General features: G+C 43.8%; 9 protein-coding genes and 1 pseudogene. 6 read left to right on the forward strand and 4 right to left on the reverse strand.

Annotated features, from left to right (window positions below):
- Positions 1-332: 332 nt before the first annotated feature.
- The 3 genes and pseudogenes from JMX83_RS09410 to JMX83_RS09420 form a co-directional block, all read left to right on the forward strand.
- The gene (locus tag JMX83_RS09410; RefSeq protein ID WP_201601018.1) at positions 333-1,088 is read left to right on the forward strand and encodes a LysR family transcriptional regulator; all 756 of its coding nucleotides are present in this window, start codon (positions 333-335) and stop codon (positions 1,086-1,088) included.
- Between the two features lie 32 nt (positions 1,089-1,120).
- Positions 1,121-2,335 carry an IS256 family transposase gene (locus tag JMX83_RS09415; protein WP_201601021.1) on the forward strand — a complete coding sequence of 405 codons (1,215 nt, stop codon included), beginning with the start codon at positions 1,121-1,123 and terminating at the stop codon, positions 2,333-2,335.
- Between the two features lie 21 nt (positions 2,336-2,356).
- Positions 2,357-2,542: pseudogene (locus JMX83_RS09420) on the forward strand (LysR family transcriptional regulator); the annotation flags it as partial.
- A 108-nt stretch (positions 2,543-2,650) separates the two neighbouring features.
- Here JMX83_RS09420 and JMX83_RS09425 read toward each other — a convergent pair.
- On the reverse strand, positions 2,651-3,832 hold the full coding sequence (locus JMX83_RS09425) for an aspartate aminotransferase family protein (protein WP_201601024.1): 1,182 nt from the start codon (positions 3,830-3,832) through the stop codon (positions 2,651-2,653).
- A 41-nt stretch (positions 3,833-3,873) separates the two neighbouring features.
- Complete coding sequence (locus JMX83_RS09430) at positions 3,874-4,065, reverse strand: DNA gyrase inhibitor YacG (protein WP_201601026.1); 192 nt, start codon at positions 4,063-4,065, stop codon at positions 3,874-3,876.
- Positions 4,066-4,247: 182 nt separating this feature from the next.
- On the opposite strand from JMX83_RS09430, the gene JMX83_RS09435 reads away from it, so the two are divergent.
- Positions 4,248-4,904, forward strand: coding sequence for a class I SAM-dependent methyltransferase (locus JMX83_RS09435; RefSeq protein WP_201601029.1), 657 nt, complete (start codon positions 4,248-4,250; stop codon positions 4,902-4,904).
- Between the two features lie 157 nt (positions 4,905-5,061).
- On the opposite strand, the gene JMX83_RS09440 is transcribed toward JMX83_RS09435, so the two are convergent.
- Positions 5,062-6,456: an ABC1 kinase family protein gene (locus tag JMX83_RS09440; RefSeq protein WP_201601032.1), complete on the reverse strand. Its 1,395-nt coding sequence runs from the start codon at positions 6,454-6,456 to the stop codon at positions 5,062-5,064.
- Between the two features lie 391 nt (positions 6,457-6,847).
- The gene (gene purD / locus JMX83_RS09445) at positions 6,848-8,158 is read right to left on the reverse strand and encodes a phosphoribosylamine--glycine ligase (protein WP_201601125.1); all 1,311 of its coding nucleotides are present in this window, start codon (positions 8,156-8,158) and stop codon (positions 6,848-6,850) included.
- Positions 8,159-8,291: 133 nt separating this feature from the next.
- Between purD and JMX83_RS09450 the strand changes: the two genes are divergently transcribed.
- On the forward strand, positions 8,292-8,471 hold the full coding sequence (locus JMX83_RS09450) for a hypothetical protein (RefSeq protein WP_201601035.1): 180 nt from the start codon (positions 8,292-8,294) through the stop codon (positions 8,469-8,471).
- 143 nt (positions 8,472-8,614) lie between these two features.
- Positions 8,615-13,459 (forward strand): NAD-glutamate dehydrogenase, encoded by a 4,845-nt coding sequence (locus tag JMX83_RS09455; protein WP_201601038.1) that lies wholly within the window; start codon positions 8,615-8,617, stop codon positions 13,457-13,459.
- The last annotated feature ends 122 nt before the right edge of the window (positions 13,460-13,581 follow it).

A 13,581-nucleotide genomic window follows, 5' to 3' on the forward strand; every position in this document is an offset into this window, starting at 1 on the left:
AACTAAATAACAGACCAAGAAAACGCTTAGGGTTTAAAACGCCTATGCAGGCGTTCTATAATATTAATTAGCGTTGCACTTGGTGTGTTAATCTAAGAGTTTTAAAAAAAGCTGTTGTTAAAATTATTTAAAAATATAGATAGGTTTTAAACGTAGTTTTATATAAAATATCAAGGTGATATCACACTATCGCCTTGATATTTTTGTTTTTATTGCGAGTCAAATGGGCTTTCTCAAGTAAGATAAAAATATTAAGTAACGATAATATAAATTAAAATTCGTTATAATGGGTTAAGTTATATTAAAAACTGAAATGAAGTTTAGGTGAGAATATGTTGGATAATTTACGCGGTATGGCTGTGTTCGCCAGTGTGGTCGGGCATGGTTCTTTTAGTGGCTCAGCTCGTGAGCTTGGTATTACAACGAGTGCAGTCAGTCAGCAAATTCGTTCACTAGAGAATGAGCTTGGCGTTGTGCTATTGCATCGTTCAACTCGTAAGCTAAGCTTGACAGAAGCTGGTGAGAGCTTTTATGAGGCGGCAAAAGATGTGGTCAGCGCGGCTGAGCAAGGTCGAATCAAAGTTAATCAACTGCGTGATGAGCTAGCAGGTAGCCTACGGGTATCGACGACGCCTGAGCTTGGCGTAAATCATATATTGCCAGCGCTCTCTACATGGATGGCTGCACATGATGATCTGAGTGTCACTTATCTTGCTGACAATCATTATATTGATATGATTGACGAGCGTATCGACATCGCGATTCGCATGAGTCCATCGATTAATGACGCAAGCTTAAGCAGCTATCCGCTCACAGATGTGCGCCAGTTACTTGTTGCCTCACCTCAGTACTTGCGTCAGCATCCTAAGCTGAACACGCCTAAAGAATTGGCTGACCATCAATTAATCTGTATTGAAATCATGAAAGATGCCAATCAGATTGATATGATACAGACTGAGACCAACAAAAAAACGCGTGTAAAAATGAACTCACGTATCTACACCAATAATGTCTTTATGGCGACAACCTTAGCCAAAGAAGGTCATGGTCTGGTTAGAATGATGGAGAGTTTCCCAAACTTTGTGTAACTGCTTATAATCCACTAACAGGAGAATAAGCAATGACTAACCAATCTGACATCAAGAAACTGGCTGAGCAAATGGCCAACAGCATGAAAAGCTTCGATGACATCAAAGACTTTCAAAAGCAGCTCATGCAGTCCTTCATCGACACTGCCCTAGAAGCAGAAATGGAAGAGCATCTCGGCTACCCCAAGCATGAAAAGGCAGACAGGCCTAATAAGCGCAATGGGCACACTAAAAAGAGAGTCCGTAGCGACACAGGCGAGCTTGAGATCTCCACCCCCAGAGACCGCGACAGTAGCTTTGAACCTGCGTTAGTGCGTAAGCATCAAACCCGTATTTCAGGTCTTGATGACAAAATCATCAGCTTTTACGCCAAAGGTCAAACCACTACTGAGATTGTCGAAACCATCAAGGACATCTACGACGTCGACATCTCAAGCAGCTTGGTTTCCAGAGTCACTGACAACATCTTGGATGACATCACCGCTTGGCAGAACCGGCCACTGAGCAGCGTCTATCCTATCGTCTACTTAGACTGCATTGTCGTCAAAGTTCGTCAGGACAAGCAGATCATCAACAAAGCTATCTATCTGGCCTTAGGCGTTGCTCTTGATGGTAAAAAAGAGCTGCTTGGCATGTGGCTATCAGAGAATGAGGGCGCTAAATTCTGGCTTGGTGTTCTCACTGAGCTACAAAACCGCGGGGTTCAAGATATTCTTATTGCCTGTGTAGACGGCCTAAAAGGCTTCCCTGATGCCATTAATACGGTCTACCCTAACGCTCAGGTTCAGCTGTGTATCGTGCATATGGTGCGCTATTCGATGAAGTTCGTACCTTGGACGGACAAGAAGGCCGTAGCAGCTGATTTAAAGGCCATCTACGGTGCTGATACGCTTGAGATGGCAGAGGCCAACCTTGAGCACTTTGATGAAGTATGGGGCAAAGAGTACCCGCATGTCATCAAGTCTTGGCGCAATAACTGGGAGGGCTTAACGGTGTTCTTTGGTTATCCTAAAGACATCAGAAAAGCGATTTATACCACCAATGCGATAGAGTCGCTAAACAGTGTGATTCGAACGGCGGTGAATAAGCGTAAGGTGTTTCCCTCTGATCAGGCAGCATTCAAGGTAGTATATCTGGCAACCCAGCAGGCATCCAAAAAGTGGTCGATGCCAATCCGTAACTGGACGTCTGCTTTAAATCGCTTTATGATTATGTTTGATGATCGTATAAGCAGGCATTTAATCTAAAGGGCAGTTACACAGAATTCGGGATGGTCTCGAATGATGGAAATGGACATCAAAAAAGAGCTTGAGAGTGGAGAGTTGGTAGAGGTATTGACTGGTTACCAATTGCCAAGCTTTGTACTATATGCCGTTACCTTAAACCGCGACCAACAACCAGCTAAAATCACTCGTTGCCTAGAAGTACTGAAGAAATATTTTCATTCCAACTAAGTGTTATTCAGACTAAATATTGGTTGTTTCAATAATCGGTCAGTAAAAAGCCTATGGATATCGTTATCCATAGGCTTTTTTATTATATGCTACATATTCAAGTAAGCTTTAGAATGTTGACTTCAATAGATCAATTAAACGTTCAGCGACTTGTGTGCTTTCATCACGGCTCATATTGAGCGGCGGTAGCAAACGTACCACATGGCCACCTGTCACATTGATGATAAGTTTTTGCTCGTCACGGGCACGATCTACCAATTGGCTACAATCCATGTCTTCAGGTAGCGCAATACCAATCATCATTCCAGCGCCGCGACTACTTACACCGTGTTGTCCTAGTGCATTGACGAGACTTTCTCGGATAAATAGTCCTTCCGTCACCGCATTCTCCATAATGTCACTATTTGCAAGTACATCGTACACGCTATGTACAACGCGACTGGCTAATGGCGTACCACCGTAAGTAGAGCCATGGCTCCCTGCACCAAACAAACCAGTAGCACGGCCTCGTACCATACAAGCACCAACTGGAAAGCCATTACCTAAGCCTTTTGCAGTCGTCAATACATCAGGGCGCGCATTGCTATGCTGATAAGCAAAATATTTACCAGTACGACCATTACCTGTCTGTACTTCATCAAGCATGAATAACCAGTTATGAGCATCACACTCTGCTTGTAGCTCTTCTAAATAGGTAAAGCCATTGGCCGCAGTATTAAGACCACCTTCACCTTGGATCGGCTCTACAAAAATGGCGCAGATGTCCTCATGGTCTAACGCCGCTTGCTTTACCGCTGCAATGTCGCCAAATGGCACACGGATAAAGTCGTCATCTAGTGTATAAAATCCTTCGCGGGCTTTTGGGTTAGCAGTGGCCGATAGTGATAGCAATGTACGGCCGTGGAATGACTGCTCCATCACGATGACTTTTGGACGTGCAAAGCCTTGTTGCGACGCATACAGGCGTGCAAGTTTTAATGCGGCTTCATTTGCTTCAGCGCCACTATTGGCAAAAAACACACTATCCATTTGGGCTGCCGTACATAGTATCTCTCCTGCACGCTCTTGCCAGTCAATACCGAACAGATTGCTGGTATGAACCAAGGTCGCTGCTTGCTGTTGAATAGCGTCGGTCACTTGTGGATGGCAATGTCCCAGTCCACATACCGCGATACCAGTTAAGGCATCTAAGTATGGCGTATCGTCTTTTGTGTAGAGCCAACTGCCTGCACCGCGGGTAAAGCTGATAGGTTGACGATTATAAGTGGGCATTAGGTAAGTAGCAGACATGTAAAACATCCTTGGTATAATAAATTGAGTAAAGGGGTAGATTATAGCTCGTCAGAGAAAGGTGTGGTTTCTGCAGGTAACGTGTAGTCTTCATTTGCCCAAGCACCTAAATCAATCAGTTTACAGCGACTACCACAAAACGGCTTATATTTGTTGTCTTGCCAAGCGGTTTGAGTGCCACAACGTGGGCAAGGGTAGGTTTTGGGTGCAGTGTTGGTATTAGAGTCAGTCATAATAAAGGTGGAAGTATCCTTGATGTTATTAGTATCATTTGCGCACGATAGTTATTTATTATCATATAAATTGTGATGAATTGAGGCGTACTAGTTATCGTTATATTACTATTCAATTAGATTGGCTATATAATAGCATGGGGTAGAATAATGACAAAAGACAAATGCTTTAAGGATAGTAGATGATAGACAATATCGAGTTCACGCATCAGCAAGCGCGTGCCTTTCAACCACAACGACTCTCCGCACCGCGCGACTTTATTATTCCAAAAATCATCAGTGATAATAAAGACGAAAAGCCGTTAATCTTGGAGATTGGAGCAGGGAAGGGCAAGCACGCACTTAGCTTTGCCGTGCAAAATCCTGATAAGCATTTGATCGCCATTGAGCGCACACGCAATAAGTTTGATGCTTTCTCAAAGCTGGCTACACTACAAGACTTACCGAACCTAGATGCGATCCATGCAGATGCGATTGCTTGGACGGTGCATGCGCTAAAACCCAATAGTGTGGCTAAAATATTTATTCTTTATCCCAACCCTGAACAGCATAATCCCAATCAGCAATGGCTAAATATGCCCTTTTTTGAGTTTCTGTTATCTCGCTTGCAAGTAGGGGGAGAGATAATACTGGTTACCAATATTGAATCCTATATGGACAATGCAGAGCATCAAGCAGCTAAGCTCTGGTGCCTACCAAATAATCGTTACCGAGTGCCTGTCGACAGCCAGCGTACGCATTTTGAAGTGAAGTACCTAGCGCGGCAAGAGGTATGCTGGGAGCTAAGCATCTGTAAGCCGAAATGGTATAAAACAAGGTTTGATAACTGGCAAGCTTAATAATAGGCGAAAAAATAGCCTAAGCAATTAAAAATATAACTAGGAGTGCACCGTCCCAATATAATATGAATATTAAATATAAAATAGCCTAAGCAAAAGAATATAAACCAAGAAAAGCCGTCACTAGGGGACGGCCAAAATTTCACACTGTTAAAAACTATAAATAAGGTTTTACCAAAGTGTTAGGGCTAGTATGTGCATCAAGCACTGTTAAAAAGGTATATGCGCCAATAAATTTGCGGCTAATGAACATGAATTCTTTTGGAGGAAGGTTAAATTCAAAAGATTGCATCGCACGAGTAGCTTTAGTGGACAAGCGTGAATGCAGTTTACTATTCGCCCAAATATAGCGATTTTGCTCATCCAAACAATCTGTAGGGATGTCATCGTTTTTCTCAGGATCACTGAATGGCTCGGTAGCCAATAGGAACAATGAGGCAATATCAGAGCGTACTTTATCACTCATACTATCGAAGAAATCATAACCCGTCATGGCTAGAGTCATCGCCTGATGGTTATGGTGATATCCTGCCCTCAATAGTCCACGGGCAATCGTAAGCAAATTACTGTCAAATTGGCGAATAGCACCAAAATCTAGCAAAACAAGTTTATCGATATCGTCTGTACTTTCACTAACTCGAACTAAATAGTTACCAAAATTAGGGTCTGTCTGCATTTCACCCCAGACAAAAATCTCTTGCATCATAATTTCGATGGCAGCTTGACCAATCGCACTACGGCGCTCCTGAGGCAGCAGCTGTAGTGCTTCAGACACGACAGTGATACCTGGCTCATATGACATACATAGCAGACGTTTTTTTGAGTAATTACGGTTAATTTTAGGTACGATGTAACGTGGATCATTGCTTAAACGATCGTAAAAACGCTCTGTTGTTGCTGCTTCCGCTTCATAATCGACTTCATGATGGAGGAGGTCACGTATTTCCTCAAACCAAGCATCGAGCGCGCGCGTTTGAGGGACGATGTTACTTACCTTTAGTAATCGCTTAAATAGGGCGAGATCAGAGTTGATGGCATCTGCCACACCCGGATATTGAATCTTTAATACGACTTGTTCACCAGTTGCTAATACTGTCGCCCGATGGACTTGGGCAAGAGAAGCCGTTCCGATAGGAACAGGGTCAATATCGAGCTCATTTAGTTTTTCACCCAATAGCTGGCGCGATGTTTGCTCAATTGTCGGCCAGGTAAGCGTCGCCGTATCATCATTGAGCGTTTGCAAGGCACGCGTAATTTCTGGCGGCAATATATGTTCACCATAGATGGCTAGCATTTGACCAATTTTGACAACTGAACCTTTCAATTTACCAAGCTCTGATGCCAGATAACTCGCTTGAGCTTCCATAAATGCTTGGTTACGTGCCGTACGTGCTTCTTTATTCAAAAACATGCCAGACACACTATTACCCGCCCAACGACGACCAATATTTAAGGAGGTTTTAGCAATCGACATGCGGCGATCAAACCCTGAGGTTTTTAGACTATCGATTGATTGCTTATTGCTAGAAGGTTTAGACGTATCATTTGCCATAAATATAATCATTCATCCAGTTGGTATTGATTTGCGGGTTCGAGACCTACAATACAAGGGAGATGTGATGCACGGGTATAAAATTGTATCATATAAAGTGCATGGGTTTTATGAGCGCACACAGGCTGTTGATAGTTACTTTGTAAGTCAAAATAATTGCGTGATATTTTGCCGATTTAATGTTGAGAGTTGTGCTCATGTCTGGTCTGTCGTTAAGCCGCCATCTCATTCTTTATGAGCATTTCATCAAAAATAGACCTAAAAATGAATATTAAAAAATAAGACCTAGCATGCATGATGCTAGGTCAAATAATGTATAGCGTATCAGCCGCATTTGCTTAGTCAGATATATGGAGCGAAAAATTCACGTTATCTGACAAGGATTAACTCATCAAGCATTTTCACGAGCAATAGCATGATGCCCGATATCACGACGATACTGCGCGCCATCAAAGCTAATCGCAGCAGTGACTGCTAGTGCTGCCTGCTGAGCTTCAGAAATATTATTTGCTAAAGCAGTCACGCACAATACACGACCACCGTTAGTCACAACTTCGTTCTCATTGTCATTCGAGAATGCCGTACCAGCATGAAATACTTTAACTGCATTATCGTTCGTAGTGTCCAGCTCTGGCAAGCCAGCAATCACATCGCCTTTCGATGATGTTTCAGGATAGCCTTTCGATGCGACTACGATACCTAGGGCAGGGCGGTTGTCCCATTTGGCTTCGCTAGGCAATTGACCGTCTAGTCCTTGTGCGACCAAGTCTACCATTGATGACTGCAGGCGCATTAAGATAGGCTGCGTCTCTGGATCACCAAAGCGGCAGTTGAATTCGATAACATAAGGGTCGCCTGCTTTATCAATCATAAGACCAGCATATAAAAATCCAGTATAAGGATGTCCTGCCTCTTTCATCGCATCAACCACTGGCTGAATGACTTGCTCTATGACTTTGTCATGAACGTCTTTGGTTACGACTGGCGCAGGTGAATAAGCACCCATACCGCCAGTGTTGGGACCCGTATCCCCTTCAAAAGCACGTTTGTGATCTTGGCTGGTCGCCATTGGCAAGATATTGTCACCATCAATCATGCAAATGAAGCTGGCTTCTTCGCCTTGCAAGAACTGCTCGATGACTACACGACTACCAGCATCACCGAATTTATTATCCGCTAGCATATCGTCAATGGCTTCATGCGCTTGCTCGATAGTCTCAGCAACGATGACGCCTTTACCAGCAGCAAGCCCGTCAGCTTTGATAACAATAGGCGCGCCTTGCTCATCAACGTAAGCTTTGGCAGCAGCAGCGTCTGTAAATCCTTGATAAGCAGCTGTTGGAATATGGTTCTGTTCCATGAATTCTTTAGCAAAGGTTTTCGAACCTTCTAATTGAGCGCAGTATGCTGTTGGTCCCCATGCTTTGATACCAGCATCACGGCACGCATCAACGATACCAGTGACCAAAGGTGCTTCTGGTCCGACGATGACCATGTCAATGTCATTACTTTGGCAAAATTCGATAACAGCGCTGTGATCGCTGGCATCAGTAGACGTTAAGACAACGTTTTGGCATTTAGGTTCAAGGGCTGTGCCAGCATTACCAGGAGCGATATAGACATTTTTGACATTGTCATCTTTTGCACACTGCCATGCCAGCGCGTGTTCACGACCACCTGAACCAATCACCAAAATATTCATCATACCTCTTGCCCTTAGCATTAAAGTTAATAATGAGCTATTCGTACGCTCGTAGATATATCGGCATATTCTAACAAAAAAACAGTATTAATTACTATGAGTATCCGTTTGCCAGCACCTAATCTTGAATATTATGGCATTAAATATCATTGTCTCATTAGCAAAGGTTATCGACATGTCGCTGATTCATGAAATGATGTTGTACGCTTTAGCTCGCGCCGCAGGTGCGTTAAACTTCACTATATTGATGGTATTAAATCCTGATGGCTACATATTCATAAAAATAAGAGTAAAAAAAGGAGAAAATCTTTAGACGTCATAATAAAAGAATAAGTCGCGTGACTGGATATATTGCCATTGCATCACAAGTTATAAGCCCCATATGCAATGACGGTAATTAATACAAATTGATAAACATAAATAGATAAACCAAACCTATAAAAAGGACGAAGGACAATGCCAAACTCCCTCAGTATCGCAAAAGAGCGCATTAGCCAGATAAGCGATATTGCTACCAGTTATGTACAAAAAGACAAATCGCTATTTGATCATTTTATCCATAGCTACTATGAGCCGCTGCATCAAGAAACTGCAGAGGCGATTAGTAATGCTGACTTGGCGGGCATGGCGCTACATCACTTTACATTGCTCAAAGCCTACGATTGCAGCAAACCACAACTGGCAGTATTGAATCCCTTAGCAGAAGAGCAGCACTTTCATAGCTCACACACGGTCATTCAGATCGTGGCATATGATAGACCATTTTTAGTCGATACGATCTTGATGAGCCTTGAAGCTGAAGGTATCGATGTTCATCGTACTTACAATATCATCGTGAGTGTTAAACGCGATGAAGATGGCCAGATTACTTATGTTGAAGGCGCACATGAAAGTGCCACTTCTCATATGTCGTTGATTCATTGTGAAATTGCTTATCAAGATAATGAAAACTTGGAAGCATTACAACAAATGCTCATGTCTAAAATTGACACGCTTGATACCGTCGTTGGTGACTGGAAACAGATGCGTGCGCAGTTAAATGACATTAAGGCTGAGCTGTCTAACAAACCACTGCCAGAAGTTTTCTACTCACAACAAGAAATCCAAGCATTTTTAGATTGGATATTAGACGATCATTTTATCTTCTTAGGTTATCGCGAGTACCGCTTAGAAGGTGGTCACGAAATCGAAGTCACCGAACCTACTAATTTAGATTTATTTGCCATTGGTAATAGCGGTCTTGGTCTATTGCGCGGTTCAGAAGAAGACAAGCTGTCAGAAAGCTTCAATCAACTGCCTAAAGGGCTAAAACAACTATTGACTGAGCCGCGTGTGTTGATGCTGTCTAAATCAAGCCGTGTGTCTCCGATACATCGCTCGGTATATATGGACTTTTTGGGCATCCATAAGTTCGATGATAATGGTAAATTGATTGGTGAGTATCGCTTTATCGGCTTGCTGACATCACAAGCGTATCAGCTTACCGTACAGCAAATACCGCTACTACGCGAAAAGGCCAACAAGATTATGGCCATGGCAGAATTGCCACGTGATGGTCATGCTCATCATAAATTGATGCATGTGATTAATACCTTGCCACGTGATGATCTGTTCCAAGCCAGCGTCGAAGAGCTGTACCCAATTGTCTCAGGTATTAGCCAATTACAAGACAAAAAGAGCTTACGCCTATTTAGCCGTATCGACCATTACCAGCGTTTTGTGTCATGCTTAGTTTATATCCCACGTGATAAGTTCAACACTGAGCTACGCATCAAAGTACAAAACGTTCTAAAAGATGCTTACAACGGTATGTCTTCAGGTTTTACCACTGAATTCAACGAATCTGCGCACGCCCGCGTCCATGTCCATGTGCGCACAGTGCCAGGTCAAGTGAATGACGTTAATATCGCAACACTTGAAGCCAAATTGTCGGCACTTATGCAGTCATGGGATGATAATTATCAAAAAATGCTGCTTGATAATGTGGGTGAGCAACAAGCCAACGCCTTAAACCGCCGCTTTTTAGACTATATTCCTGCTGCGTACCAAGAGCGTTTTGATGCTCGTACTGCAGTCGAAGATACTAAGCGCCTGGCTGGATTGACTGCAGAAAATCCAATGCTTTGGCATTTATACCAGTCAACAGGCGATGCACGTAACCAACTTCACCTAAAGCTATACGGTCGCGAGCAGCCTGTTATCCTATCAAAAGTGCTACCAATACTTGAAAACTTTGGTGTATCGGTCATCTCAGCACAAACTTATGAGTTTGATTTGCCAGAGCAGCCTATTTGGATGCAAGAGTACGAGTTGACGCTAGAGCATGTCGATACGGTCAATATGCAAGTCGTGCGTGGTCAGTTCGAAGACAGTCTCAAGCAAATCTGGGCAGGCCGTGTTGAGAGCGATTCGTTCAATGAGTTGGTACTAACGACCAAGCTCGACACTTACGATGTCGTCGTATTGCGTGCATTGTCTCGCTATATGCTACAAGCTCGTGCGCCATTCTCCAGTGCTTATATTCAGCAAACTGTCGTCAAAAACAGTGATATCAGTGTGGCATTGGGCAGCTTGTTTGATGCGCGCATGAACCCTGAATATAGTGATGAGACGCGCCAAGAAAAAACAACGAAAATTCAAGAGCAAATTACTGCTGCGTTAGCAGATGTCGATAGCCTAGACGAAGACCGTATCTTGCGCTGGTACTTGGATTTGATTAATGCGATGATGCGTACTAACTTCTATCAAGTCGATAGCGACGGTCAGCGCAAAGATCGTTTGTCGTTTAAGTTCTTGGCAGCAGATATTCCAAACTTGCCTAAACCAAAGCCAATGTTTGAGATATTTGTGTATTCACCACGCGTTGAAGCGGTGCATTTACGTGGTGGCAAAGTCGCTCGTGGTGGTCTGCGCTGGTCAGATCGTATGGAAGATTTCCGTACTGAAGTACTTGGCCTTGTCAAAGCACAGATGGTCAAAAACGCAGTAATCGTTCCTGTTGGCTCTAAAGGTGGCTTTATTGTCAAAACCAAAAGCATGGCTGATGGTCGTGAGGCGTTCCAAGCAGAAGGCATTGCCTGCTATCAAACGTTCTTACGCGGTATGCTTGATGTCACAGACAATATTGTAGATGGCAACATCGTCCCGCCAGCCAACACGGTACGCCATGATGAAGATGATCCGTACTTGGTTGTCGCAGCTGATAAAGGTACAGCGACTTTCTCTGATATCGCCAACGCGTTGGCAGCAGAGTACAACTTCTGGCTGGATGATGCCTTTGCATCAGGTGGCTCAGTAGGGTATGACCATAAAGCAATGGGTATCACAGCGCGCGGTGGTTGGGAGTCGGTCAAACGTCACTTCCGTATGCGCGGTATGGACATTCAAAACCGTGACGACTTTACTGTGGTCGGTATTGGTGACATGAGTGGTGATGTATTTGGTAATGGTATGCTGCTCTCAACGCATACTAAGCTAGTTGCTGCCTTTAACCACCTGCATATCTTTATTGATCCTAATCCAGATACGGCGGCCTCATACGCTGAGCGCGCACGCTTGTTTGAGCTGCCACGCTCATCATGGGCAGATTATGAAGCGTCATTGATCAGTCAAGGTGGTGGTATATTCTCACGCCAAGACAAGACTATCGCTATCAGTCCTGAGATGAAATCGCTCTTTGATATTAGTGCAGACAGTCTTGCACCCAATGATTTGATTAGCGCATTGCTACGTGCGCCTGTCGATCTCATCTGGAATGGTGGTATCGGTACTTATGTCAAAAGTGCGAATGAGACGCATGCCGATGTTGGCGATCGTGCAAATGATTCGTTACGTATCGATGGTAATGAGCTACGTGCAGCCGTCGTTGGCGAAGGTGGTAACTTAGGTCTAACCCAGCAAGGCCGTATCGAATATGCTCAAACGGGCGGACGCATATATACAGATGCCATTGATAACTCAGGCGGTGTAAATTGCTCGGATCATGAAGTCAATATCAAAATCTTACTTGGTAAAGTGGTCGAACAAGGCGATATGACGCTCAAGCAACGTAATGAATTGCTTGAGAGTATGACTGACACCGTAGCAGAATTGGTACTACGTCAGAACTACTTACAACCACAAGCCATTGAGCTGAGCCATATTCGCGCCGCAGCGAACCTTAGCGATCATCAGCGCTTCATCCAAATGTTAGAGAGTGAAGGGCGTCTGGATCGTGCGATTGAGTATCTACCATCAGACGAAGAGATTACAAAGCGTCAAAAAGCAGATACTGGTCTAACCAACCCTGAGCTCGCAGTCGTCTTGGCTTATGGCAAAATGTGGGTCTATGACAATCTGTTATCATCTGATTTACCAGATGATCCGTACTTCATTAACGAGCTGCGTAAATACTTCCCAGATGAGCTTGCGTCACGCTTCTTTGATGAGATGACTGAGCACCGTTTGCATCGTGAAATCATCAGCACTTACTTGACCAACAGTGTGGTCAACCGCTTAGGTATTGAAGCGCTATTCCGTCTCTTTGAGGAAACCGATCAATCACTAGCAACTATCGTGCGTGGTTATGCGATTAGCCGTGATGTATTCAACGTATCGCGCGCTTGGCAAGCACTGGAAGCACTAGATAATCAGGTTGAAGCAACACTACTGCTGAATCTTGAGCTACGTTTACGTGATGCGCTTGAGCGCGGTGTGGTCTGGTTTATCAATGCCTTCGGTCAAAACTTGCAAGTCGCTGATATGATTAGCCGCTTTAGTGAAAGTGTTGAAAAACTCACTAAGCCAAGTGGTTTTATCGAGCAGCAGTTTGCCCAATATTTGCAAGAAGACACCGAACGTTTGATGCAAAAAGATCTGTCTGACAACGATGCTACCTTATTTGCGATGCTACCGTACCATGTCGATGCGCTTGATGCTGCATTGCTGGCTGAGCAATATGAGCGTCCTGTTGATGAGATTGCAACCCTATACTTTGAAGCCTATCAAGTGTTGCAGTTAGATTGGATGATGGATAATATTGCCAACTTACCACAGCAAGACTACTGGGATCGCCGTGCACGCCATGCGTTAGTGAACGAGCTGTCACGCAGCTTACGCCTACTAATGGATGCAGTACTGTCTAAACCAGATGCCAAGCAAGCATTTAGTGAATGGAGAGCAAGACACGTCGATCAGCTGGCAGCAGTCACGACGGAAATGAATAAGTTAGATGAGCTGCATAGCAACGATGAAGAAGGTCAAATTGGTCTGTCAACGTTGTCAGTATTGATGAGTGAGCTGAGTGGCTTAGTCACTAAATAATTAGTTATTCAGTAAGAAATAAATATCCGTCTTTTCAAAAAAACCACCGCCCTTAATGTTCGGTGGTTTTTTATTGTCTAAACAAAATCGTTTAATCGAAAGTAGAGTAGAAAGTAGCAAAC

It is taken from the genome of Psychrobacter piscatorii (genome assembly GCF_904846415.1).
In the GTDB taxonomy this organism is placed as follows: domain Bacteria; phylum Pseudomonadota; class Gammaproteobacteria; order Pseudomonadales; family Moraxellaceae; genus Psychrobacter; species Psychrobacter piscatorii.

Coding starts and splice junctions, on each gene's coding strand:
- JMX83_RS09425 (WP_201601024.1), bottom strand. CDS start 3,832: ATGTCTGCTACTTACCTAATGCCCACTTATAATCGTCAACCTATCAGC.
- JMX83_RS09410 (WP_201601018.1), top strand. CDS start 333: ATGTTGGATAATTTACGCGGTATGGCTGTGTTCGCCAGTGTGGTCGGG.
- JMX83_RS09415 (WP_201601021.1), top strand. CDS start 1,121: ATGACTAACCAATCTGACATCAAGAAACTGGCTGAGCAAATGGCCAAC.
- JMX83_RS09435 (WP_201601029.1), top strand. CDS start 4,248: ATGATAGACAATATCGAGTTCACGCATCAGCAAGCGCGTGCCTTTCAA.
- JMX83_RS09450 (WP_201601035.1), top strand. CDS start 8,292: ATGGCATTAAATATCATTGTCTCATTAGCAAAGGTTATCGACATGTCG.
- purD (WP_201601125.1), bottom strand. CDS start 8,158: ATGAATATTTTGGTGATTGGTTCAGGTGGTCGTGAACACGCGCTGGCA.
- JMX83_RS09455 (WP_201601038.1), top strand. CDS start 8,615: ATGCCAAACTCCCTCAGTATCGCAAAAGAGCGCATTAGCCAGATAAGC.
- JMX83_RS09440 (WP_201601032.1), bottom strand. CDS start 6,456: ATGGCAAATGATACGTCTAAACCTTCTAGCAATAAGCAATCAATCGAT.
- JMX83_RS09430 (WP_201601026.1), bottom strand. CDS start 4,065: ATGACTGACTCTAATACCAACACTGCACCCAAAACCTACCCTTGCCCA.